The organism is Microbulbifer sp. CNSA002, from assembly GCF_047324085.1.
In the GTDB taxonomy this organism is placed as follows: domain Bacteria; phylum Pseudomonadota; class Gammaproteobacteria; order Pseudomonadales; family Cellvibrionaceae; genus Microbulbifer.
The window spans coordinates 985,094-1,009,046 of record NZ_CP172449.1; the positions used below are offsets into that span (position 1 = coordinate 985,094).

Genomic DNA, 23,953 nt, shown 5'->3' on the forward strand with positions numbered 1-23,953 from the left:
GGTGAGGGGGCAAGCAGCTTAGGGGCGCAAGCGGCGAGAGGAAAAGCGGGAGCGGTAGGGCGTTTTTTAATGTTTTAACTTTCGGAGTAAGGTAAAGGTATTACGAGAGCGCTTACCTGTAAGCACTCTCACAATATTGCTTTAGTCTATGAACTAAGGGGTGCGAGAAAGGTTTTCGTTACCGGATGCGTGTACAACAATATTATCTTCAATACGCACGCCGCCGTAGGGGCGGAAGCTGTCGACCTTATCCCAGTTAACCTCGGCAGCGAGGTCTGAGTCTTTTAGCTCTCCCAATAGGCTATCGATAAAGTAGAGTCCAGGTTCGATGGTAAATACCTGGTTCTCCTCGATAGTGCGGCTGGTACGCAGGAACGGGTACTCGGTCGGTGGGGGTGTCGTGCCTCCATCGGGGCCGGTCTGGTGACCGCCGACATCGTGTACCTGGAGGCCGAGGAAGTGACCCAGGCCGTGTGGCAGGAAGGGGCGAGTTAATCCGGATTCCACGGCATTCTCGGCAGAGGTTTTGATAATGCCAAATTGGAGCAACAGCTCGCCTACGTTTAAGTGGCACTGGCGATGTAGTTCCGGGTAAGGCAGGCCAGGTTTGAGGCCGTCTACCAGCTGCAACTGCTTTTCATCCATGGCCGTTACCAGCTCTGCGAACTCATTATCGGCATAGGCGTAGGTGCGAGTGATATCAGAGCAGTAGCCATTGCAGTCAGCACCCGCATCGATCAGGAAGCTTTTCAGCTGCGGCTCAGGCAGGCGCTCAGTAGACAGGTGGGTGTAGTGCAGGATTGCGGCGTGTTCATTCAGGGCAACAATATTGCCGTAGGGCATACGGTTCTCACCCTGGCCTGCAGCGCCCAGGTAGGCCTGATTGATTTCAAATTCACTGGCGCCACTGCGGAAAGCCTGTTCGGCGGCGCGGTGCCCATTGACCGCAATGCGGTTCGCTTCACGCAGGCAGGCGACCTCATAAGGCGTTTTATAAGCGCGGGCCCAGTGCAAGCGGTTGATCAGAAGCTCCGGATTTTCCTCCCCCAGTGACCAGCCTTGCAGCTTGTCGCTCTCACCGATAAAAGCGGCATTCTCTGGGCTCAGGAACGCCTGGGCATCGGCCGGCTTGCTCAGTAGCTCGATATCGTAGAAATCGCTCCAGAAGGTCTGGGGTGCCGGCGGTACATAGTGCCAAAAGTCTACTGGGCGGTAGAACAAAAGCTTTGGCTTTTGTCCGCGCTGATAGATAACCCAGCTGTGGGGGTTGTCGGTAATGGGAATCAGTGCCTTAAAGTGGGGATTCACCTTAAACGGGTAATAGTTATCGTCCAGGAACTGCACCCTGGGAGCGCCACTGAATACGTTGAGGGTATCAAACCCGCTCTGCTCGAGGATTTCGTCGTAGCGGCGGCACAAGGTGGCCATATGATCGGCGTAAAGGTTTTTATCCATGTTCTCCCCGGAATGGATCGCTGAATCGTAAAGTCGGCATAGTGTATAGTCTGGACTCTGGATATTTGGCCTGAAATTTGACCATGGAAAAGAAGATACTGCTGACCGACTGCCCCGATGATAAGGGTCTGATCGCAAAGATTACCAATATTTGCTACAAGCACCAGCTGAACATCATCAAGAATGATGAGTTCGTGGACCGGGTTGAGGGGCGCTTCTTTATGCGCACTGCCCTGGAGGGTATCTTTAACGATGCCACCTTCCTGGAAGATCTGGATATGACACTGCCCCAGGGGGCAGAGCGTCGCTTGGTATCCATAGAGCGGAAGAAACGCCTGGTGCTGATGGTTACCCGTGAGCCCCACTGCCTGGGGGATATCCTGATGAAGTGCTATTCCGGCGCTATGGATGTGGAGATCGCGGCTGTTATCGGCAATCACCCGGATCTGGAGGGGCTGGTACAGAAGTTTGATATTCCTTTCCACTGTATTTCTGCAGAGGGGATGGAGCGCGGAGCTCACGAGCAGCAAGTGGCCACCTTAGTGGATGAGTACAACCCGGATTATCTGGTGCTGGCCAAGTATATGCGCGTGCTGACCCCTGATTTTGTTGCTCGCTATAGTGGACGCATTATCAACATCCACCATTCTTTCCTGCCCGCATTTATCGGAGCCAAGCCCTATCAGCAGGCCTACGAGCGTGGAGTAAAAATTATTGGAGCCACAGCGCACTTTGTTACCGATGATCTGGATGAAGGGCCGATTATTGAACAGGATGTAATACATGTGGATCATGCCTATTCTGCAGAAACTATGGCGGATGCAGGTAGGGATGTTGAAAAATTGGTTTTGACTCGAGCGCTGCAACTAGTTTTGCAGGAACGAGTGTTTATACACGGAAATAAAACAGTGGTATTTAAATAGAAACGCAGTAAACAATACTAACTTTGCGCTCGATGTAGTAAAGCAGGTTAGCGTTTAGAGAGGATTTTGAGTGAATAATAAAAATATTAGCAGTTTTCAGCCCCGTTTACTTATTGCCGCTAGCCTAGCGTTACCTATTTTTCTCTGTGCCTGTTCCAGCAACAAGCCGATTCCCGGAATGAAAGAGTCGTTTGTAACTGAGATTGCTCAAAATGGAGCTAAGCGTTTTACATTTACTCTTGAGAAGGATCGACAGGATCTTCCTCCCCCAGTTTCAAACCAGCCTAGTTCTCAACGTCGAATGCAGCGGGATACTATCGGTTTGGGAGGCCGTTCAAGTGACCGTGTAGAGCTTTATTTAGATTGGGCTCTCGAACAAAAGATGTTGGAAAGCGGTTTCTGTGAGCGTGGCTATTTTGAAATTGAACGGGTTATTTCCGCATATGGTGGTGAGGTGCGGGGAGAGTGCCGAGAAGGCGCTTTTTAGTGCCTTTTCTGCTTGCTGGATCTGTACAGTAATAAAAAAGGCAGGGACTCTTTACCAGCTATTGTAGATAATAATAATGAAGTCTGAATCAATATTGGAAATGGTGTCTACCCAGCAGATTATTGCGGTTTTTGATTTAATATCAGATATTATTTTTTGGGTAAAAGATGATTCTGGTTACGTAGTACATTGTAACCGAGAGTTTATTGAGCATGTTGGATGCAGGTCCCTTAATCAGGTTGTGGGCCGCTCTGATATGGATTTTTCCCCCTCTTATCTCGCAAAAAACTATATGCGTGATGACCAAAGAGTGATGGAGGGCGAAACGATTACAGATCGACTGGAGTTGAATATAGGGAAAAGTGGAGAGTTGGTTTGGTTTACGACATCCAAGCGCCCACTAAAGAATTCCACTGGAAAAATTATTGGTACCTATGGCGTAGCTCGCGATCTTAATGAGACGGTCAAAACGCTCTCCAGAATGGATAAGCTGAAAAAGCCTGTTGAATATATTAAAAATAATTACAGCCAGCCGATTACTGTCGAACAGCTAGCAGAGGTGGCCAGTTTGTCTGTTAGCGCACTTGAGAGGCGATTTAAAAAGTATTTGGAGAAAACTCCAATGCAGTTTGTCAGGGAGGTTAGGTTAGAGAACTCTCGTCGTATGCTGGTGGATACTCAGCGGCCAATTTCTGAAATCGCATACCGTGTCGGATTTCCATCTCACAGTTACTTCAGTAGACATTTCAAGACCATGTTTGGGCAGCTTCCCGCTATTTATAGAGAAGAAGTCCAGTCTCAACTTTGAATGCGATAGGCCATTCCTGAACTACTTAGAGATGGATAATCAATAGAAGTTTTTTGTTGAAATGGTTTGGTGCTGGCTTTCTTCTCTTTAAACATAGTTTATCTATTTGTTGAATATCCTGTAAATCCATAATCGAATTTTGTCCTTTCATACCTTCTAATACCTTTCCCTTAGTGTCCTCCAAAATTCCAAACGCCGATTTTGTTCTATTCCTGTCTCAGTTTCTATTACCCCCTTATCCCGTTTTTTTCTTAGGGTTTTAGTGCTCAACAAGTGGACTGTCATTACGGGGTTTAGGGTCCCCTGACGGTTTCTCGCCCCTCTCCAACTTGGAGAGGGGCTCTTTTAAAAAACTTATAAGAAAAGAAAGTTGGGATACTATGAAAACAGTCAAGAATAATAGACGAACCACGGTCAAAATCTGGAGCCGGGAGATTAAGCAGAAATCGCTAGTCTCCGCTATTTCATTAGCCATTAGTAGCGTGGCGATTGCTGATGATATCTCTGAGAAAGACAAACCGATGGATCATATTGAGGTAATCGGAATTCTTGAGAGTAATACCAGAAACCTGGAAATTAAGCGGGATTCTAATGCTATTGTAGACGCGATAACCGCCGAGGATGTGGGCAAGTTCCCGGATAAGAATGTTGCAGACTCTCTTCAGCGCGTGCCAGGGATCACAATTACACGCAGTGGTGGAGAGGGTAGTCGAGTCAGTATTCGTGGCACCAGTGCCGAGTGGACCTTGACTCAGTTAAATGGAAACTACATTGCAACCTCTGATGGAGAAGCGCCATCTCGAAGCTTTAATTACACTTTGCTGCCATCCAACATGATTAGCAAAGTAGAAGTTTACAAAAGCCCGGAAGCTAGAATTGATGAAGGAGGAATTGGCGGAACGGTTATTCTACACAGTCGTAAGCCTCTGGAAATGGATTCTGGTGAGGGTGTTATAACTACTGAAACCACTTACTCAGATACTAATGAGCAGTGGGAGCCTCAATATAGTGCTTTTTACTCCTGGAAAAATGAGAGTGAAACCTTTGGTATCCTGGCTGGCTATACCAAGCAGGACAGAACCGTAACCTCAATTGAAAACTACGCGAGCCATTGGCGATTCCATTCAGATACAGTTGAAGGTGCTGAGCGTCCGGCAATTGTTGACCAGGAAACTGGTGAAGTTTACAACAATGTTTGGGCGCCCAGGGCTATGGGTATTGGTAATCATGAGCAGGATAGGGCCAGGGATGGTTATCAAATTACTACTCAATGGCGGCCAACTGAGCGCTTGGAATTTTCTCTGAACTATTTCGGTTCCCAGTTAGGGTACGATACCCGTAGTCAGAATCTCACCTTAGCTGAATGGAATGATAACCATAACCCCTACTTTGGCGTTGAGCTGGAAGGGGATACCGTAGTTACCTATGGCAACGGTGATAACGGCCTGCTAAATGCTGATAACTGGGGCGATGCTGATGTCAATGGTGGTGTCGAGGTAGAGCGAGGTTTAATGTCTCCGCAATTGACCGGGCAGGATAGCTACGGTGAATCAGAATCTCATACATTCGACCTCGAAATTCTGTATGAAGGTGACTCTTACACAGCAGCAGTGAATATAGGGCGCAGCTCTGCAAAAGGAGGTGTCTCCGAAAGAATCATGGCAAATATGGATGCACGTTATGGTTCCGTAAATAGTTGGCTGTGGTCTATTGCCGACGGGGAACCTAGCTACGAAATCTCTACAGATCTCACCTCGGATCAGGAGGCCTATCCATACTATGACTGGTTTAGTTCTGACGCTACCCAAAATCGGGATAGAGAAGATTATTATCAGCTTGACCTGGGATTTGATACCAATTGGGGAATAGTTAACAAAATCTATGTCGGTACTAAATATCGGGATCATGAAGCTAAGTCCCTAAGAGATACTTTCCTGTGGGATGACGGTATTTCGGATAACGGTGGTTATCGTGGGTGGTTGTCGGGTACCGAATGGTTCCACAACCCGGATTTTCATCCAGACACTTCAATCTTACTTGGCGGCAGCGTAATCGATAATAGCGCAGGCGATACCGGGGCTATTAACTATCTGCCTTTTGATATAGATGCGCTTAAAGCCTACGTTAGTGATAATTTTACCCGGACTGTAGTTCCTGTCTTATCCGGTACCTATACCATCGAGGAGAAAATATTTTCACTTTACGCACAGGCAGATTTTGAATGGGAAGCCTTCCGGGGTAACTTTGGTGTCCGCTATGTTAATACCGACTTAACTACCTCGACGTACGATGACATCATTGGTCAAGAGACAGATATCACCAATGCAAATAACCGAAGTGCTGATAGTGAAAACTTCCTGCCAAGTTTGAATATTGCCTGGGATCTAACTGATGACCTTGTAATACGATTTGCTGCAGCAAAAACCATGTCTCGAGTTAGTTATGCTGATTTGGGGCAGGCTGAGTCTTATGGCCCCCCTGTAAATATTAACTCGCCGGATTCTTGGACCGGCCGTGGGACTGGCACTTCAGCAAATACTGGGCTAGAAGCGATGCTTTCCAATCAATTCGACCTGGGAATTGAGTGGTATTACTTTGATGCTTCCGCACTTGGGGCAACATTATTTAGTAAGGATATCAGCAACCTTCCTATAACCACAACTGAAGTTGTATTACGTGAGCACAATTGCTGCAATGGACCCATTGAAGTCGACATGACCACAAAAACGGGTGGTGCTGAGGCAACTTCAAGAGGCGTTGAGCTGTTTGCACAACACGCGTTCGAAAGTGGTTTTGGTGTAATGGCAAATTATACCTACACCGACACCAGTACTTCAGGGGTGTTTGTTAATGGTGAAGAAACTGAGGCAGAAATTCCTGGAACGGCTAAGCACCAGTACAATCTTTCCGGTTATTATGAAAATGATTTGTACAGTGTGCGAGCATCTTATAACTGGAAAGATGATCGAGCTGGGGGGCTTCACCAAGGGTATAATTTATACGATAAAGCTTATGGGCAGCTTGATCTTAATGCCAGCTTTACCTTTAATGAAAACCTCAATTTCACGGCATCTATCATTAATTTAACGGAGGAAAAGGCAGAGGGGTTCTGGAAGCAGGAAAACAGAATGACTTATTATAATTACTCTGGGCGCAGACTATATATTGGTGCAAACTATAAATTCTAATACCTCGTTGATCGTAGTATTGGGTGTAGAGTGTAAGCTCTACACCATTTTTTTTGACTATCGATATTAGATTATAGAATTTACATAACCACATAATAAAAATGAGCATAAATATGAAACAATCGACACGTAGAGCAATGCAGGCTGCTTGTGCCACCATTTTATTTCAGACTGGTGCATACGCAGATATTGAAGTGGTCAATTCGGATGACTGTCCCTCGGACACTACAACAGTAAGCTATTCTGAAGCGCTTAATTATCCTAATGAATTTTGTGATCTTCTCAATAATGGTGATTTGGTTGGTTTATCAGACGGGTCCTCAATAGAACATCTGGGAAATAATTGCCAATTGACGAGTAATGAAAGTCGCCAATTATCCATGACATTGTGTAAATCCGAACCTTCAGCGCCTCATGTTGTTAGTGGAAGCAGCTGTGCAACTGATGCAAGCCCGGTCACCTATCTTGAGGCTCAAATCTATAAGGATGAGCTGTGTTCCATCCTGGGGGACTGGGAAATTGCAAATCTTGCCGATAATGCCTCCATGGATGGCAGCGGGTATGGGTGTGGTTCACGTAAGAATGAAATCCGTGAGCTGGGCTCAACTCTGTGTAAATCTGATACTCCTCAGGAAAGTGTGTCAGCGCCTAAAGTTGCTTACGTAGAAGTTAATAGTAATAACCTGGGCAATGCAGGCTGCTTTACAGAGAGCGATGGCAGCCAGTTGTTTGATATAGCTGTGATCTTCGCGGCAAATGTTAATTACGATGGTCAGAAAGCTGTACTGCATTTTAATGACCAAGTGTCAGACTTGCTCAATAACAATTTGAGTACAGTACAAGAATTGCAAGACAAGGGTACGAAAGTGGTGCTCAGCGTTCTCGGAAATCACCAAAATGCAGGTTGGTCCTGTTTTGCCGATGAGCAGTCCGCTGATGACTTTGCTCAGCAGCTAAAAGATGCCGTGGATCAGTATGGGTTGGATGGTATTGATATTGATGATGAGTACTCACAGTGCAGCCAAACCTATTCTGACTCCTTGGTAAAAGTGACTAGTGCATTGCGAGAGAAGATGCCTAACAAAATTATTTCTAAAGCACTTTGGAGTGATACCGATGCTTTTCAGGCTGAATGGAATGGGAAGAAACTGGGCGACCAATTAACTTATGGTTGGGAGATGAGCTATTGGTTGGGCTCAAGCTGTACTTCACGAATCCAGAAATATATCAATCTGGGTGTTGATAAGTCTAAGCTAGGTGTTGGAGCTTCCACTGTGATGAATGGTGCATCTACTGCAAGTGCTTTGGCCTCCTGTAATGAAAATAATAACCTTGGTGGTGGCACTATGATATTTAATGTGACTAAAGATTCTAGCAGTTACCTTTCTACAATATGGCCAGGTACTTCAGCGGTTCCTAGTTGCCTTAAGTAGTTAAAAATTCCCCGTGGAATCTTGTGTGACTTGCTGAAGCGGGGATGTGCTAAAGCTAACTAATCAGTACAGGCAGGAATGTCTGTATTATTACTGTTTTTATGGGGATATCCTATACAGCTATGGGCGATAAGTGGTGTGGATATATTTGTTTAGCTTAATATGCTTCAGGGTGGTTTGAAGCCACCCAGAAGAAAAGCTTTATAATAGTTTTTCTAAGGGTATACCTGTTTCCTTTTCAATCACTTTATATTCCTCTTTAAGAAACTCTAGGAACTGTGTTAGCTGTAAGTGATGCTCCTCATAGTCTGTCTTGTCGCCTATGGTCTCACTTCTTAAAAGGCTTTCTTGATACAAAACGGCATCTCTAACAGCAGAAATTAGTAGTGGTGCCCAGGTATTAGGTACTTCCATTATATAGCTTCCTTAATTAAGGATTTTTCTAGTATTTTTAACTTACTCTTAAATTGATTCAGAGGCATGTCGTATGCTGGGGCTATCGTATAGTGTGTTGCCTCAAATCTGGTGTTATATTCATCTTTTACAATTGCAATACCTTCTGGCAAAACTGTCCCTGTAGGAATTTTGTAGTACTCCCAGTTTTTGCCTTTTGGTAATCCTGGTTTATCAAAAGTGCTGAGTCCCCTGGGGCGATCCTTTATGCAAACCCACTCTGTCCCATCGCGGTATTCTATGGTGATATCTGCTGGTCTAGGACGTCCGTTAGACAGAATGAAACCTTTTTCTATAAAGTCGAAGACACCTTGGTCTGATTTTTTGTTCAGAGCTCTCCATAGATCTATGGGTGTTTGACCGTCAGAGTAAGAGTCTGCTTTTCCCTTCGCAATTAATATTTCTTTTAAAACTTTAATGGTCACTTTCACCTCCGATGTTGAAAGCTTGGGACGATTAGAAAGTTTGGCTAAATTTTTTCCAAAACATTCTAATACCGTTTCTTTGTTGTTAGGCGCCGCTTATGTGAGGATTTTTAACTAAGTTAACGCAGAATAATATTGTTGAAAGGTGATGGTTGCAAATACGTAGCTATACAGGAAGTGAGAGTTTGTGCCAGTTCGATAAAAGTATTGTGGGTCGAATAAAAAAGCGGGCATTAAGCCCGCTTTTAAATCCACCTGTGAGAGTGTTAGATCTTACTCAGCGTAGCTCTCAATCGGAGGGCAGGAACAAATCAGGTTGCGGTCGCCGTAGACGTTGTCGATACGGTTAGCAGCGGGCCACACCTTATGCTCTTTTAACCACGCCGCCGGGCGTGCAGCAATATCCCGGGAGTAGCTGTGGGTCCACTCACCGCTCATTACATCCTCAAGAGTGTGAGGGGCATTGTGTAGTGGGTTGTCCTCAGGGGTGTATTTACCGCTGGTGACATCTTCCACTTCCTGGCGAATTGTCGCCATAGCCTCGATAAAGCGATCCAGCTCACCCTTGGATTCGCTTTCGGTAGGCTCGATCATCAGGGTGCCGGCTACCGGAAAGGACATGGTGGGGGAGTGGAAGCCAAAGTCCATCAGACGCTTGGCGATATCCTCTTCAGTGATGCCGCTGGCTTCCTTGAGTGGGCGCAGGTCAACCAGGCATTCGTGGGCAACAAAGCCATTGGTACCGGTGTAGAGCAGGGAGTAGTGTTCACCCAGTTTCTTGGCTACGTAATTGGCGTTCAGGATCGCCATCTCGGTAGCCTGCTTCATACCCTGCTTACCCATCATACGGATATACATCCAACTGATCGGCAGGATGCTGGCGGAGCCCCAGGGAGCGGCGGAGATGGTGCCGTTATCCAGATTGGTTTCCGGTACTTCAGTCACCGGGTGGGCCGCCAGGTAGGGCTTCAGATGCTCGCCAACAGCGATCGGACCCATACCGGGGCCGCCGCCACCGTGAGGAATACAGAAAGTTTTGTGCAGGTTCAGGTGGGATACGTCACCACCGAACTGGCCCGGAGCTGCGACGCCGATCAAGGCGTTCATGTTGGCACCGTCGATATAAACCTGGCCGCCAGCCTGGTGAACCAGATCGCAAACTTCGCGGATACCTTCCTCGAACACCCCGTGGGTGGACGGGTAAGTGACCATCAGTGCGGCAATGCGGTCGCCGTGCTCTTCGATTTTGGCTTTCAGGTCTTCGATATCCACATTGCCTTTATCATCACAGGCAACCACAACCACTTTCATACTCACCATCATGGCGGATGCCGGGTTGGTGCCGTGTGCAGAGGCGGGAATCAGGCAGATGTCGCGCTGGGTTTCGCCCTTAGCTTCGAAGTACTTCTTGATAGCGACCAGGCCTGCGTATTCACCCTGGGAACCGGCGTTGGGCTGCAGGCTCACCGCATCGTAACCGGTGCAGGCGGACAGCATCTGCTGTAGCTGGCGGAACATTTCCGCGTAGCCTTCCGCTTGATCTACTGGCGCGAAGGGGTGCAGCTTGCCGAACTCGGGCCAGGTGACCGGGATCATCTCGGCGGTGGCGTTCAGCTTCATAGTGCAGGAGCCCAGGGGAATCATGGAGTGATTCAGGGCGATATCCTTGGCTTCCAGAGACTTGAGATAGCGCAGCATCTCGGTCTCGGAGTGGTAAGTGTTGAACACCGGGTGAGTTAGGAATTCAGTTTCGCGCACCAGGGAGGCGGGTACACCCAGGGAGCCCTTGCTTGCAATTTCGCTGTCCAGAGTATGCAGATCGATGCTGTGTTCGGTGCCGATAAAGGCATTGATCAGGTCGGACACATCTTGCAGGGTGGCGGTCTCACTCAGGCTCACACCCAGGGCGTCTTCACCAATTTTACGCAGGTTGATCTCAGCGGCCAGGGCGCGCTGGTAAATCTCTTCCTGCTTGGCGCCAACGGTGACATTCAGGGTATCGAACCAGCTGTCGTGGGCCAGATTGAAGCCTTCCTGCTGCAGGGCGGAAGCGAGAATATCTGCCAGGCGCTGGATGCGGGCAGCGATGGTTTTCAGGCCTTCGGGGCCGTGGTAAATCGCATAGAACGCGCTCATCACCGCCAGCAGTACTTGGGAGGTACAGATATTGGAGTTGGCTTTCTCGCGGCGAATATGCTGCTCGCGGGTCTGCATAGCCATGCGCAGGGCACGCTTGCCTTTGCTGTCGACGGAAACGCCGATAATACGACCCGGTGCGGAGCGCTTGTAAGCTTCGCGGAAGGCGAAGAAGCCTGCGTGGGGGCCACCGTAACCCATGGGGATACCGAAGCGCTGGTTACAGCCGACGACTACGTCCGCACCCATATCACCCGGTGCCCGCAGGGCTACCAGGCTCATCAGATCTGCGGCCACGGTTACCAGGGCGTTGGCTTCGTGGACCTTGGCAATAATATCGCTCAGGTCGCGTACACGGCCGGTGCTGCCGGGGTATTGCAGCAGTGCGCCGAACAGCTCGGCGGGAATATCTTTTTCCACATCGCCGACCACGACTTCGAAGCCGAAGTGTTCGGCGCGGGTCTTAACTACGGCGATAGTTTGCGGATGGCAGTCCTGGTCCACAAAGTAGACGTTGGACTTGTTGCGCTTGACCTGGCGCTTACACATGGCCATGGCTTCTGCGGCAGCGGTGCCTTCATCCAGCATGGAGGCGTTGGCCAGTTCCATGCCGGTGAGGTCCATAATCATCTGCTGGAAGTTCAGCAGGCCTTCCAGGCGCCCCTGGGCAATTTCCGGCTGGTAAGGGGTATAGGCGGTGTACCAACCCGGATTCTCCAGCACGTTGCGCAGGATCACATTGGGGGTAATGGTGTCGTGGTAACCCATACCAATAAAGGTGCGGTAGATCTTGTTGCGCGCCGCGATATCTTTCAGCTCTGCGAGGGCCTCAACTTCATTGATCGCGTCGGCCAGATCCAGCTCATCGGTCTTGCGAATGGCTTCGGGCACGGTTTTCTCGATCAGCTCTTCGAGGCTGGCAACTCCGAGGGTTTCCAGCATGGCCTCTACCTGTTTGGCATCGGGGCCGATATGGCGATGGATAAAGGCGTCGTGTTGTTCCAACTGCTGCAGCGATGGTTGGGTCATAAACTTCGTTCCTGTAGTCGCAGGGAGTCGTCGCGGTGCGCTCGCGGTTAAAAATAGCACCTGGCCTCAGTACCGCTTTTCCTGTGGAAAGCCTCGGGCCTCCGCGTTGCGGATAGGCGAGGGTAACGCTTGGGAAAATCGGTTTGCAGGCAGCCCCAGTGTCGCAATACGGAACCAAAGGGGAAGCCGGGCCATAGCGGCAGGCGCGCATCTTAGCAATCGGGGCGAGTAGGGGCAATCTGCGGGATTTGAGCGAGGAAACTGCTAAATTTGGGGCCAAAAAGTAGGTTTAATCCTGTGAAATGGGGGTTGAGGCGATTTTGTACTGTGCTGAACTAAGCGAGTGATGCGTATAAGGGCGAGGAGTGCTTAGGAAGTGGTGTGAAAAGATTCCATAGGGCTCATAGATAGTCAGCTCTACTTACCTCGAAGGCAGCGAACTTTTCCGCCAGCATTTCACTTGGAGATCCATTTAGTTGGGCGTAGTTAAATTCTTGCTTTAGAGATTGTCGATGAATTCATTAAAGCAACTTTAGTGAGGTCTACTCGTAGTACAAGTGAGTTGTAAGCTTTTTGGGGCAACGAATATGACTGGCTAGGTGGGGAAGTGGATATATCTTTTAGTGAAGTGTCCCATTGTTTATTGTGAAAGGTAACTGCGCAATTGTGTTGCAGTACGAGCATTTCCAACTTGGATATCTGTTTGATCTGCTTTTTGAATTAAGTGAACACTTCATATGTTCTAACATTGCTGAAATTATTAGATTGCATAGGCAGGTTCCCAGTGGAAAGTAGAGGATTATTGTTTACCGTTGATGAAAGTTACAAAATAGCTGCCGAATGGGTAACGGGAGTTAATGCCGATCAAGTTACGCCTTTACAGTATTATCTATCCGAAGAGGAAGTTAAGGGGAATCCATCCGGTTACCTGAGGGAAGGAGAGCATCAGGCTATAGCAAAATTGCGCCGAGTTAAGGTGGTGGAAGACTTGGCTAAATTAGGTTTTGTTCCGGGAAGCCCCACTCCTCCATTCGCTTATTATGTAATTGCTGGCCAACCCAGTGCCTTTAATTTTCCTGAAACCCTGTATTATGAAATCCGACATACTTTTGAGGACATGGGGTGGGAATATACTGGGTGTCCTCACGATCGGACGGAGTATTGAACATTACTTATAGGTAAAAATGGCGAATTTCACTTATGGTGTCTGTTACTTGATCTGACAGAACGCTCCAGTGTTCATCGGGATCTGCCAGATCAATTTTTTATGTTATTACAGTTTATACCTTAGAGTAAGCTTAAGAATTTTGTGATAAATCTAAATTCCAGTCTAATAAATTCCAAGGGCTGTTAGGATCTCCGGTGAGCCCTTTGATCATATTCATCGCATCTTTAGCGAAGAATTCGGAGGTGTCTTTTCGCCAATATTGCCGGCCAGCTATATAACTCAACCCAAAGCTATACCAGCTATCATAGGAGTTCTGGACTCGCAAAGCTACTCGGTGTATTTTTTCCCAGGATTCCTCTTCTGTAAGTACCCCTGTAGTGGCTCCCCAGCGACAAATAGAGACATATCGGCCGTCATCCCAGGCACCAATCCCGCCGACTCTTAATGTGTGGCGATAATTCTTAACTATTTTAAAACTGCTCTGTTTGTCGGTATCGTGGGAGTATATGTCTATAAGTGCATTAATTGAGCTTTCTGATAGTGCATTAAAATGATTTTGGATCTGCATGTAGGAATGGTTGTGCCCTTCGTTAGATAGCCATTTCAGCATGTCTAGGTATTCTTCGCGCGACTCAATTCCCCAGTCGCGCTTCATCATGTGTATAAGGTTAGTGACCACATTTTCAGTTCTCGCACCTGATTGATAAAGTGTGTCATGCCGTTGGCCATTCATTTCTGTGAGGATAGAGCTGACCCCTAGTCCCCAAAGTTGAGCATCTGATAGGTTGTCAGGATTGTAAGTGTTAGCTCTATTATTGTTCATGTTCACTACCCCCTCTATTTTTTATGCTCTCAATACTGTTGATATATTCGGCAATTTCTTCTGGACTTCCATCGGCATTGAGGAATGCTTCCTTTGCTAACTCTGCACTTCCAATATTTTCGACCTTACAGGCAACTTCAATCCATTCTAGTGCAGCACTTTTGAGTTTGGTGTTATAGGATAGAGCCCGCTCGTATGAATCCACTGCTTCATCATAAATGCCTTGTTTGTTTTGACAGGTGCCCAGGCGATACCAGGCTAGAGCGAAATTATGTTTTGAACGTAGAACCACCTTGAGATCTCGAGCTGCAGCGTCGTAGTCTTCTGCAGACATTAAGAGTAGTGAGCGAATGGAGTAGCTGTGCCATTCATTGGGGTCCAGCGATATTGAGCGATTAATATTTTGCATTGCTTCTTCGTTCAAATTTAAACAGCGCTGAGCATTGGCAAGCAATTCGAATACTTTTGCGGATTCTGGGTTGTACCTTGCTGCTTTTTTAAGCAGGGTTATGGCTTTTTCATGCAGATCTTGATTGACGTAAATCTCCCCTAGTTTAAGCAGCGCATAGTAACCATTCCCTCCATTTTCTTCTGAAATCTCTAGGGCTCTAATAAATTGGGATTCCGCATCTGATGATTTGTTATTGGCTTCGTAGGAGAGTCCTAACAAATAGTGCAAGTCGCCGATATGCTCTGTAGTTGGTGTATCTTTATTTACAATCGAAAGTATAAATTGAATAGCCTCGTTATATGCTCCAATTTCAATGTAGCTTTCAGCTGTTTTAAATTGAGCGCTGATATCTTCAGGGTTATCCGATAGTTTTATCCGGTTCTCTTTAATCAATAATTGATTAATGCGAACTAGCTGGATGCGAGCCTCAAGGTCAAAGGGTGTCTGTATTGAAACTTGTTCATATAGGCACTTTGCGGAAAATAAGTCGTTAAACTCTAAATAACATGCTGCTAAGCCCTTTAAAGCAATATCATGATCTTCATCTATAGATAATGCTGTCTCATAGCTTTCTAGTGCCTTCTTGAAATTTTTTTCTTTGTAATAAATGGCGGCAATAGTGAGAGGGCCCTCTATAGCTGTAGTATCCCATTTTGCTAGTTGGTGCCCATATTTGAAAGCTAAAGGTAAATTTTTCTCGTTGAAAAAAAATGAGGATAGTAATCGGTATAACTCTGGATCTTGGATATTATTATTGGTAATTTCGTTAAGCAGTTCATCGCGGTCTTTATCTTGTTTGCTGATAACAAGATACTCTAAGTGTTCTCGTTGTGATAAGTAGGTTTCGATTGTATTTAGGTTAGTGGGTTCTGGAAAAGTGATACCCTTGTAGTTTAGTCCCCACTTGGAAGTTACTATTCTATTGAATACGTAATCAATATATTCTTCAGTAAAGGTTCGTTTCAGCCAAGTGAAATTTTCATGCCAGCAGAAAATGCTTTCTAGATATTCGATAACTTCCTTTGGAATGAATCTGTTTTGTCCAATAAAGCTAAATAGCCAGAGGGATATATGTTGTTTTATTTCTATATTCCATAGATCTTCACTCTCAAAAATATCTCGCCATAGTGGTAGTTGTATTCGCTCGTTAAAATTTGCGTAAAGTTTGCTTGTGGCTTCTTGTAGGGAGTTGATTGACTCTTTAATGTAGTCGGTATCAAGTTCTCGGGGCGTGCTCGATGAGTAAGATCGCGTTTCGGTCTGGTTTGATTCTTCAGTGTTAGGGACTGATGAATTCTTGGCTATACTGTTGATTTCTTTATCAGGCTGATACCGCTTGGCTTCTTTTAGGGCCTTTTCGAAGGCGGCTCGTAAAGATTGGAAACCCTCAGGATCTTCATCTGGTCGATGAGTTTTTAACTTTTTAGCGTAGGCACGTTTAATTGATTTTATATCGACTGTTGGAGGAATCCCTATGATTTCCCAGCAATTCATTTTATATTTCCTTAATGAATTAAATTTTAATATGAGCGCGAACGCTGTCTTGCTTTACAGGAGCATGTTTCAATTATCTACTTTGATTTATTGTTTCAATTGCAGTTGTAAAACTTGCCTAAATCTTTTAATCCTATTGTTTGGAAAGCTCTAATTGTGAAGGGTGAGAATGCCAGACTAGAGGTTCGAGTTAAAGCAAATCGAAGTTCTTAAATGTAGGTTAAGGATAAAGAGTTAACGGATTTCTCAATTATTAGTTTGTTTGTACTTTTGTACGAATGTAGGGGGGTGATACTGTTTATATGTTAATTTAACAAACTATCGTACTAGATTAAGATGTAGTTTAGGGCCTGTTCAAGTATTTGTATCAATCGCAGGGAATACATGAAAGGCCCCCAATATTTATTTGGGTAAGGCTAAATATTACTTAACGCGGCATTTAGGCCCCTTCCGCGCAGCATTAAAGCGATCACGCAAGCGCTCAATCATCGCTGAGCGCGCAGCATCCTGGTTAATACCCATAACCACATTTACTGCCAAGCCCTCATCGGCGTCAGTAAAAGTAGTCTTTCCTACTGTTGGATCAAAGGTAATTGGATCATAAGGTGTTGTGCTGTCGGCTAGGCCCGCATCTAGTTGATCGACGGTGATATAGCCGGGCACTAATTCCATTTCCAAGGTTTCAGGCTCCAGTAGTACCAGCGCAGCGATAATATCCCACAGGCGAATAACGGCATCCATGGCGAAGTCACCATTACCCTGGAAATCCCCACCCTCAAATTCACGAATGGAACTGAGGAGTTGGGAGGTGTAGCAGGCTTCCGGAGTTGCGCGGCGCTCTGCGAGGGCTTCGATGGTGCTGCCTTGTACTTTGGCCATATCGGTTGAGTTGGTCGGAACCAGATAGGTTTCAATACTATTTTCACTCAGGGCGTCGAAGGCCCATTGTGCGCTCAATGGGTCGAGCAGAATATTGAATTCCTGATGGGTACTGAAGTCGCTGTCACAGCCGAAGCTGGGGTGGGAGAAAATATTGCCGCCCAGATTTCTAGATTTATCGCCAAAGCAGGCTGCTTCGTGACTCTCAGTAAACGGCTCATAATTCTCAAAGCCACCGCCCATCATAATAACGCGGTCAATTTTAGCCAGCTGCTCTTCGCTGGCTTTGCCAAGTACCCGGGCCAGGGTGGTGAGTTTACCGGTGTTGAAAACTACTGGGCGTTGCTCCAGGTTATCCATCGTTTCCAGGATAATGTCTTCGGCCAGCTCAAAATTGAAGGAGACACCATTGTTACCTTGGTAGCGGTAGTGCTCCTGTTTGGCGCGCGGGATTAGGTGGTCAGTTCCATATAAGGTGGAGCCGTTGTCACGCCAGGGGCCGGGTACATACTGGCCGTAGAGATTGATACCCATGGCGTTGCGGCGCTCCAGGTTCCAGGTGCCGGTGGAGAAATCGGAGGAGTTGGGTAGTTGATAGTCTTCTCTGCCGAGAACGGCCTTATCGTCATTTACCGGAGATACTGAAGCTTTGCCGTTTGCGCCGTAGGCGACTTCTTCTGTGGCAAAATAGGCTCCGCGAATAACCTGGGTGTCGTTATTTCCCAGCCATTCGAGGATGTTGTAAACAGTGTTGGCCCCGTGCGCTACGGTATTGAAAGAGTCCTCAACGACAGCCAGCTCCAGGGTATAGCGTGGGTCTTTGGCGATTAGAATCAGTGCTACGGCATCGTCAAAGTTATTGAAGTCGCCAATCCAGATAATGGGTTGGGCGTTTTCAGTCTTGATGGCCTGGTGTGGTTTCTTGCTGTGAGGTCCGCTATCCGCATTGCAAGAAGCCAATGTGGTTAGGCTGCCCAGTACCAGAGCTCCTGCAGAGAACCAGTGTTTCAATTTCATTTATCCTTCCCTAAATATTCGAGTGGTTTTACTCGGCAATCCAATAGCTCCTCCCTGATCTACTCGATTGCCACCTTGTAGCACCGTTTGTTGTATGAGTTAACGGTATTACACAGGTGTGAGCCGGAACATGGCCGGCAGCGATACTTCCCTGTAGCGCTTTGTCTGAAAGCTGTTTAAATCAGCCTGCAATAAATGGCTTTAAATTTCGTAATAGCTGTTGCTCCAGGGGTTCGCTACTGCTAATCCCCATATCTGTCAGTTTTGATTTATCCAGCTGGCAATTGTAAGGGCGTGGCACTGTAAAATTGGGTTCACTTTCAGCGCTCAGGTGTTCGGCATTCAGATTGCAAGCCTTGGCAATAATGTGTGCGAGTTCGTAGCGTGTGCAGGCCGTATCGCCACTCCACTGGTAAATGCCTTCAAAACTCATACCACTACGAATTTTTAGCAGGCATTGCTCCAATACTTCAGCCACTTCCTCAACACTGGTGGGAAAACGAATAGCCCAGTGATCCAACGTGACTGGCTTTTGCTTGCGCAAAGTATCCAGTAGGGCGGTGATGCCGGATTCCTCCAGATAGGCAACGGGCCCGAATAACCAGGGCAACCTCAATACCCAGTGACTTCCGTTATTCAGTACCGCCTCTTCCCCTGCCAATTTACTGCGGCCATAGAAGTTAACCGGGTTGGGATTGTCATCAGCTTTGTAGGGCGGGGTGCTGCCATCAAAAACATAGTCGGTGCTGATATACACTAATTGTGTATCATTTTCGTTACAGTATTTCGCCAGGAATTCTGTGCTGCTGACATTGAGCTGCCAGGCGGTGTCGGGGCTGTCGGCGCAGCGATCAGGCCAGCGCTCGGCGGCGCAGTGAATGACAATATCGGGATTAACCTGTTGCAGGCAGGTCTTCACTGCTTCGCTATCGGACAAATCCAGGCGAATTAAATTATCTCCCGCGCGGGAAAAGGCGGTACCGGTAACAGAAAAAATCGGATTGCTGGAAAGCTGTTTAAATACACTGCGCCCCAATAGGCCGGAGGCGCCGGTAATCAGTATTTTCACGGGTGATTTCCTTTTGTCAGGCTGGCGGGAAACGTGTGGCCTGAGTGGGATAAAAGATGGTGCAGGATGGTTGGGTAGGCCACAACTGAAGGCCGCCTACCCGGGTGCTGCCCGGTTTGCCTATCTGAAGAGTTACAGAAGGTGATACCGGGCTGGAGCAATTTACATCTGCTCCATCACTTCAATGCCAAGCAGGTCGAGGCCAGTAGCGATAGTGCTGGCCACTAGATTACATAATTGCAGGCGGCTGTGCTTCTGCTGTTCACTTACGCCTTCTTTCAATACTGGGCAGGCTTCGTAGAAGCTCATATAGGCGCTGGCCAGTTCGTACAAGTAGGTGCAGAGTACGTGCGGGAAGGTATCCTTGGCTACCTGGTCCAGTACTTCGCCAAATTGGCTTAGTTTAATTGCCAGGGCGCGTTCCTGTGGGTTTTCCAGTTGGATATCGCCCTTGAGCTCGCTCGGCTCAATACCGGCTTTGCGGAAAATACTGCGTACGCGGGTGTAAGCATACTGTAGGTAGGGGGCGGTATTGCCCTCAAAGCTCAGCATGGATTCCCAGCTGAAGATGTAATCGTTAGTGCGGGTCTTGCTTAGGTCCGCATATTTCACCGCGCCGATGCCCACCTTGCGCGCGATTTCTGCACAGGTTTTTGCATCCAGCTCCGGGTTTTTCTCAGCCACCAGTTTCTCTGCACGCTCTACTGCTTCATCCAGGAGGGCTGCCAGTTTTACGGTGCCGCCGGTGCGGGTTTTAAATGGCTTACCGTCGTCGCCCATCATAGTGCCAAAAGCGCAATGCTCTAGAGAAACCGACTCCGGCAGGAAGCTCGCTTTGCGTGAGGCGACAAAGGCCTGCTGTAGGTGCAGGGATTGGCGAGCATCAACAACATATAGGATACGGTCGGCACTGAGTTGGTTGGCACGGTAGCGGATAGCGGCCAGGTCGGTGGTGGCATACAGGTAGCCGCCGCCTTTCTTCTGGATAATCATCGGGCTGGGGTTGCCTTCCTTATCGGCCATCTCTTCCAGGAAAACAACGATCGCGCCCTGGTCTTCAACAGCGATTCCATTATCCAACAGCTCTTTTACCAGCACCGGCAGATCATCGTTGTACTGGCTTTCAGCGTAAACGTCTTCCTGTTTAAGGGTGACATTTAGCTTGGAGTAGATTTCTTCGCAGTGGCTGATAGAGATATCAATAAACTGCTTCCACAGTTTCAGGCACTGCTCATCTCCGCCTTGCAGTTTTACAACGTATTCACGGGCGCGATCGGCAAAGCCTTCTTCATCATCAAAGCGAACCTTGGCTTCGCGGTAGAAGACTTCCAGGTCGGCCAGTGCCACTTCTGCATCACTGTCTGCCAACTTGTCGGAAAGGTGTGCCAGCAACATACCGAACTGGGTGCCCCAGTCGCCCATATGATTTTGGCGAACTACCTTGTGACCTTGGAACTCCAACAGGCGTGCCAGGGCATCACCGATAATGGTGGTGCGCAGGTGGCCTACGTGCATTTCTTTGGCCAGGTTGGGATGGGAATAGTCGATGACTACGGTCTTGGGCTCTTCAACCGAGGCGATATTCAGGCGCTTGTCGCCTTGGGCGGCCAATAGCTGCTGGCTCAGCCACTGTTCGCTCAAGTGAATATTCAAGAAACCGGGGCCTGCGATCTCGACCTTTTCGATCATATCGCCCTTATCCAGCTGCTCAAGGATCTTGCCAGCCAGCTCACGCGGGTTGGTGCCCATACGCTTGGCAGCGCCCATAGCGCCATTGGCCTGGTAGTCGCCAAATCCGGCTTTCTTCGCAGGTGCCACAATCGGGCCGCATTCTTCGGGGATACCGGCGGCGAGCATGGCGGCCTGGAATTTGTCGGTGAGGAGCTGGCGAATATTCATAGAGTGAAGTGCTGTCTTAAATTCGTGGAAACGCCGAATTTTAATGGGCGGTGGCGGCTTTGCAACCAGCGTTGGCAAAGGAGTTGGTCCGGAGTGCTCGAAATCTCGACTTGGGTGTCCAGACGAGGAGGTTCTCGGTGGTATGATGCCGCCAAATTATGGAGGTACCGTGAGTTCTACCACACTTTATTGGCACGATTATGAAACCTGGGGTACAGACCCGGGTGCCGACAAGCCGGCGCAGTTTGCCGGTATCAGGACCGACGAAGAACTGAATATCGTCGGCGAGCCATTGATGATTTACTGTCGCCCTTCAGTGGATTGCCTGCCACAGCCGATGGCGAGCCTGGTGACTGGCATTAGCCCGCAGAAAGCCCTGGCCAATGGAGTGCCGGAAATAGAGTTTATCCAGCGCATCCTCGCCGAACTGGGTGCGCCGGGCACCTGTGGGGTGGGCTACAACAGTTTGCGTTTTGATGACGAGGTAACTCGCTACACCCTTTATCGCAATCTGCTCGATCCCTATGAGCGGGAATGGCGCTCCGGCAACAGCCGTTGGGACATTATTGACATGGTGCGCCTCACCTACGCCCTGCGCCCAGAGGGAATCCAGTGGCCCACCCGTGAGGACGGTGCGCCGTCCTTCCGCCTGGAAGAATTGACCGCTGCCAATGGGATCTCCCACGAGGGCGCCCACGATGCGCTGTCGGATGTGCACGCCACCATTGATATGGCGAGGCTGATCCGCAAACAGCAACCAAAGCTGTACGATTATGTGTTCCGCCTGCGTCGCAAGCAGGAGGCCGCCAAGATGATCGATATGCGCGAGCGCCGTCCGCTATTGCATATTTCCGGCAAGGTCTCTGCTAATCATGGTCACTTGACCTATGTGATGCCCTTGGCCAGTCACCCGGTTAACCGCAATGCGGTTATTGTTGCCAACCTGGCAATGGACCCCGAGCCATTACTCAGCCTGGATGCAGACACTCTGCGAGAGCGCCTGTACACCTCTCGCGACAAGCTGGGTGAGGGCGAGTTGCCGGTAGGGCTGAAACTGGTGCATTTGAACAAGTGCCCGGTATTGGCGCCTGCAAATATGCTGGATGACAAGCGCGCCGCAGAGCTGGGTATCGATCGCACAACCTGTGAGGCGAACTGGCAGAAGCTCAAAGATATCGATTTGACGGAAAAGCTGCACAACGTATTCCTGGATAGGGAATTCCCTGAGAGAGATGTGGAAGCGGACCTTTACGGTGGGTTCCTCTGCGACTCTGACCGCGATATCTGCCGTGAACTGCACCGTGGACTGGCGGCCCGAGGTCCGGAAGCTTTGGCGGGTGAAGTGCCTTTCACCGATAAGCGCTTACCCGAGCTGCTATTCCGTATGCGGGCGCGCAATTTCCCCGAGACCCTGTCTGAGGAAGAGCACCAGCGCTGGCAGATCTGGTGTTTCCAGCGCTTAACTGACGCTACTGCCGGGGCCTCAGTCACCCTGGAAGATTACTTCCGCCAGCTGTCTGAGCTGCGGGTGCAGCACCCGGAGCGCATTTCCCTGATTACAGAGCTGGAGAACTGGGGCGATAGCTTACTCGCCTAATGTGTCGAATCACGTCAGCGGCCGTTCTTCCTCTGGGCTCTTTCCTGGTGCCCGAGTAGAATGCCGCTCGCGAATACCCGGCGCCCACAAGGCGCAACCACTGGAGTAACCATGGACTTTATCGGAGCCAATATACTGTCGGTCAGCCAATTTGAGCGCGCCGACATAGAGCGTGTATTTGATGTAGCTGACGCCATGACCCCCTATGCACAGCGTGAAAAGGTAACGCGAGTATTGGAAGGGGCGATTCTCGGCAATATGTTTATGGAGCCGAGCACTCGTACTCGCCTGAGTTTTGGAGCCGCCTTTAATCTGTTGGGCGGTACTGTACGTGAAACGGTAGGAATTACTGCCAGCGCTATGGCAAAGGGCGAATCCCTTTACGACACCGCCCGAGTGCTATCGGGCTATAGCGACGTGATTTGTATGCGCCACCCAAAAGAAGGGTCGGTGGCTGAGTTTGCTGAAGCGAGTCGTGTGCCGGTGGTCAACGGCGGCGACGGCGCCAATGAACACCCCACCCAGGCACTGTTGGACCTCTACACCATTCGCAAGGAACTGGCTGCGCACGGCCGCACCCTGGATGATTTTCGTATCGCCATGATCGGCGACCTCAAGCACGGCCGCACGGTGCACTCCCTGTGCAAACTGCTGTGTTTGTTTGGCAAGGTGCAGATTACCCTGGTTTCTCCACCGGAACTGGCGATGCCGGAAATGATTGTGGAGATGCTGCGCGGGGCGGGGCACGAGGTGACGGTTACCGATCAGCTGGAATCCTCTATCTCCCATGTGGATATTGTTTACTCCACCCGTATCCAGGAAGAGCGTTTTGCCTCTCAGGAAGAGGCCAACCGCTACCGTGGGCGCTTCCGCCTGAATAAGGCTATTTTTACCCGCCACGCAGAGCCTAACACGGTAATCATGCACCCCTTGCCACGGGATTCACGCGCAGAGGCGAACGAACTGGATACCGACCTGAATGAACATCCGAGTCTGGCAATTTTCCGCCAGACCGATAATGGCTTGCTGGTGCGTATGGCTCTGTTTGCCATGTTGCTGGGTGTTGAGAATCAGGTAGATAAATATTCCCGCGATGTGAACTGGTATAGCCGACGCAATCGGGTATAAAACTACTCAACTGGGCGTAAATCCCGGTGGAAATAAACAAGGCCCCGGCTAATTCTGTTAATCTGATGGAATTAGCCGGGGTTTTTTGTTT

General features: G+C 48.6%; 17 protein-coding genes. 8 read left to right on the forward strand and 9 right to left on the reverse strand.

What is annotated here, in order from left to right:
• Nucleotides 1-153: 153 nt before the first annotated feature.
• On the reverse strand, nt 154-1,455 hold the full coding sequence (gene pepQ, locus ACG1BZ_RS04325) for a Xaa-Pro dipeptidase (RefSeq protein ID WP_413664533.1): 1,302 nt from the start codon (nt 1,453-1,455) through the stop codon (nt 154-156).
• Nucleotides 1,456-1,538: 83 nt separating this feature from the next.
• Between pepQ and purU the strand changes: the two genes are divergently transcribed.
• The 5 genes from purU to ACG1BZ_RS04350 all read left to right on the forward strand — a co-directional run bounded on the left by purU (nt 1,539) and on the right by ACG1BZ_RS04350 (nt 8,294).
• Nucleotides 1,539-2,378 (forward strand): formyltetrahydrofolate deformylase, encoded by an 840-nt coding sequence (purU, locus tag ACG1BZ_RS04330; RefSeq protein WP_282934112.1) that lies wholly within the window; start codon nt 1,539-1,541, stop codon nt 2,376-2,378.
• Between the two features lie 70 nt (nt 2,379-2,448).
• A complete protein-coding gene (locus tag ACG1BZ_RS04335) occupies nt 2,449-2,865 on the forward strand; it encodes a hypothetical protein (RefSeq protein WP_413664534.1) in 417 nt (138 codons plus the stop codon).
• A 76-nt stretch (nt 2,866-2,941) separates the two neighbouring features.
• Complete coding sequence (locus ACG1BZ_RS04340; protein ID WP_413664535.1) at nt 2,942-3,673, forward strand: helix-turn-helix domain-containing protein; 732 nt, start codon at nt 2,942-2,944, stop codon at nt 3,671-3,673.
• Between the two features lie 380 nt (nt 3,674-4,053).
• Nucleotides 4,054-6,861: a TonB-dependent receptor gene (locus ACG1BZ_RS04345; RefSeq protein WP_413664536.1), complete on the forward strand. Its 2,808-nt coding sequence runs from the start codon at nt 4,054-4,056 to the stop codon at nt 6,859-6,861.
• A 113-nt stretch (nt 6,862-6,974) separates the two neighbouring features.
• On the forward strand, nt 6,975-8,294 hold the full coding sequence (locus ACG1BZ_RS04350; RefSeq protein WP_413664537.1) for a glycosyl hydrolase family 18 protein: 1,320 nt from the start codon (nt 6,975-6,977) through the stop codon (nt 8,292-8,294).
• A 201-nt stretch (nt 8,295-8,495) separates the two neighbouring features.
• On the opposite strand, the gene ACG1BZ_RS04355 is transcribed toward ACG1BZ_RS04350, so the two are convergent.
• From ACG1BZ_RS04355 to gcvP, 3 genes are all read right to left on the reverse strand, one after another.
• Nucleotides 8,496-8,708 (reverse strand): hypothetical protein, encoded by a 213-nt coding sequence (locus tag ACG1BZ_RS04355; protein WP_282934107.1) that lies wholly within the window; start codon nt 8,706-8,708, stop codon nt 8,496-8,498.
• Entirely contained in the window at nt 8,708-9,172 is a 465-nt protein-coding gene (locus tag ACG1BZ_RS04360; RefSeq protein ID WP_413664538.1) for a hypothetical protein, read from the reverse strand. Before ACG1BZ_RS04360 ends, ACG1BZ_RS04355 begins: the two co-directional genes overlap by 1 nt.
• A 273-nt stretch (nt 9,173-9,445) precedes the next feature.
• The gene (gene gcvP / locus ACG1BZ_RS04365; RefSeq protein ID WP_413664539.1) at nt 9,446-12,337 is read right to left on the reverse strand and encodes an aminomethyl-transferring glycine dehydrogenase; all 2,892 of its coding nucleotides are present in this window, start codon (nt 12,335-12,337) and stop codon (nt 9,446-9,448) included.
• A gap of 784 nt (nt 12,338-13,121) precedes the next feature.
• Between gcvP and ACG1BZ_RS04370 the strand changes: the two genes are divergently transcribed.
• Entirely contained in the window at nt 13,122-13,502 is a 381-nt protein-coding gene (locus ACG1BZ_RS04370; protein WP_413664540.1) for a hypothetical protein, read from the forward strand.
• Between the two features lie 133 nt (nt 13,503-13,635).
• On the opposite strand, the gene ACG1BZ_RS04375 is transcribed toward ACG1BZ_RS04370, so the two are convergent.
• The 5 genes from ACG1BZ_RS04375 to argS all read right to left on the reverse strand — a co-directional run bounded on the left by ACG1BZ_RS04375 (nt 13,636) and on the right by argS (nt 21,137).
• Nucleotides 13,636-14,328: a DUF1266 domain-containing protein gene (locus tag ACG1BZ_RS04375; RefSeq protein WP_413664541.1), complete on the reverse strand. Its 693-nt coding sequence runs from the start codon at nt 14,326-14,328 to the stop codon at nt 13,636-13,638.
• Nucleotides 14,318-16,273 carry a J domain-containing protein gene (locus ACG1BZ_RS04380; RefSeq protein ID WP_413664542.1) on the reverse strand — a complete coding sequence of 652 codons (1,956 nt, stop codon included), beginning with the start codon at nt 16,271-16,273 and terminating at the stop codon, nt 14,318-14,320. Before ACG1BZ_RS04380 ends, ACG1BZ_RS04375 begins: the two co-directional genes overlap by 11 nt.
• A gap of 423 nt (nt 16,274-16,696) precedes the next feature.
• Nucleotides 16,697-18,169: a nucleoside hydrolase gene (locus ACG1BZ_RS04385; protein WP_413664543.1), complete on the reverse strand. Its 1,473-nt coding sequence runs from the start codon at nt 18,167-18,169 to the stop codon at nt 16,697-16,699.
• A 181-nt stretch (nt 18,170-18,350) separates the two neighbouring features.
• Nucleotides 18,351-19,238: a dTDP-4-dehydrorhamnose reductase family protein gene (locus ACG1BZ_RS04390; protein ID WP_413664544.1), complete on the reverse strand. Its 888-nt coding sequence runs from the start codon at nt 19,236-19,238 to the stop codon at nt 18,351-18,353.
• A 162-nt stretch (nt 19,239-19,400) separates the two neighbouring features.
• Nucleotides 19,401-21,137 (reverse strand): arginine--tRNA ligase, encoded by a 1,737-nt coding sequence (gene argS, locus ACG1BZ_RS04395; protein WP_413664545.1) that lies wholly within the window; start codon nt 21,135-21,137, stop codon nt 19,401-19,403.
• A 145-nt stretch (nt 21,138-21,282) separates the two neighbouring features.
• On the opposite strand from argS, the gene sbcB reads away from it, so the two are divergent.
• Together sbcB and ACG1BZ_RS04405 are read left to right on the forward strand one after the other, a co-directional pair.
• Nucleotides 21,283-22,734 carry an exodeoxyribonuclease I gene (sbcB, locus tag ACG1BZ_RS04400; protein WP_413665845.1) on the forward strand — a complete coding sequence of 484 codons (1,452 nt, stop codon included), beginning with the start codon at nt 21,283-21,285 and terminating at the stop codon, nt 22,732-22,734.
• A 111-nt stretch (nt 22,735-22,845) separates the two neighbouring features.
• Complete coding sequence (locus tag ACG1BZ_RS04405) at nt 22,846-23,862, forward strand: aspartate carbamoyltransferase (protein ID WP_413664546.1); 1,017 nt, start codon at nt 22,846-22,848, stop codon at nt 23,860-23,862.
• The last annotated feature ends 91 nt before the right edge of the window (nt 23,863-23,953 follow it).

What these genes read in the sequence shown, in the direction of transcription:
- argS (WP_413664545.1), bottom strand. Translation starts at nt 21,137, where the DNA reads ATGAATATTCGCCAGCTCCTCACCGACAAATTCCAGGCCGCCATGCTC.
- ACG1BZ_RS04345 (WP_413664536.1), top strand. Translation starts at nt 4,054, where the DNA reads ATGAAAACAGTCAAGAATAATAGACGAACCACGGTCAAAATCTGGAGC.
- ACG1BZ_RS04355 (WP_282934107.1), bottom strand. Translation starts at nt 8,708, where the DNA reads ATGGAAGTACCTAATACCTGGGCACCACTACTAATTTCTGCTGTTAGA.
- ACG1BZ_RS04380 (WP_413664542.1), bottom strand. Translation starts at nt 16,273, where the DNA reads ATGAATTGCTGGGAAATCATAGGGATTCCTCCAACAGTCGATATAAAA.
- pepQ (WP_413664533.1), bottom strand. Translation starts at nt 1,455, where the DNA reads ATGGATAAAAACCTTTACGCCGATCATATGGCCACCTTGTGCCGCCGC.
- ACG1BZ_RS04350 (WP_413664537.1), top strand. Translation starts at nt 6,975, where the DNA reads ATGAAACAATCGACACGTAGAGCAATGCAGGCTGCTTGTGCCACCATT.
- ACG1BZ_RS04340 (WP_413664535.1), top strand. Translation starts at nt 2,942, where the DNA reads ATGAAGTCTGAATCAATATTGGAAATGGTGTCTACCCAGCAGATTATT.
- gcvP (WP_413664539.1), bottom strand. Translation starts at nt 12,337, where the DNA reads ATGACCCAACCATCGCTGCAGCAGTTGGAACAACACGACGCCTTTATC.
- ACG1BZ_RS04405 (WP_413664546.1), top strand. Translation starts at nt 22,846, where the DNA reads ATGGACTTTATCGGAGCCAATATACTGTCGGTCAGCCAATTTGAGCGC.
- ACG1BZ_RS04375 (WP_413664541.1), bottom strand. Translation starts at nt 14,328, where the DNA reads ATGAACAATAATAGAGCTAACACTTACAATCCTGACAACCTATCAGAT.
- purU (WP_282934112.1), top strand. Translation starts at nt 1,539, where the DNA reads ATGGAAAAGAAGATACTGCTGACCGACTGCCCCGATGATAAGGGTCTG.
- sbcB (WP_413665845.1), top strand. Translation starts at nt 21,283, where the DNA reads ATGCCGCCAAATTATGGAGGTACCGTGAGTTCTACCACACTTTATTGG.
- ACG1BZ_RS04385 (WP_413664543.1), bottom strand. Translation starts at nt 18,169, where the DNA reads ATGAAATTGAAACACTGGTTCTCTGCAGGAGCTCTGGTACTGGGCAGC.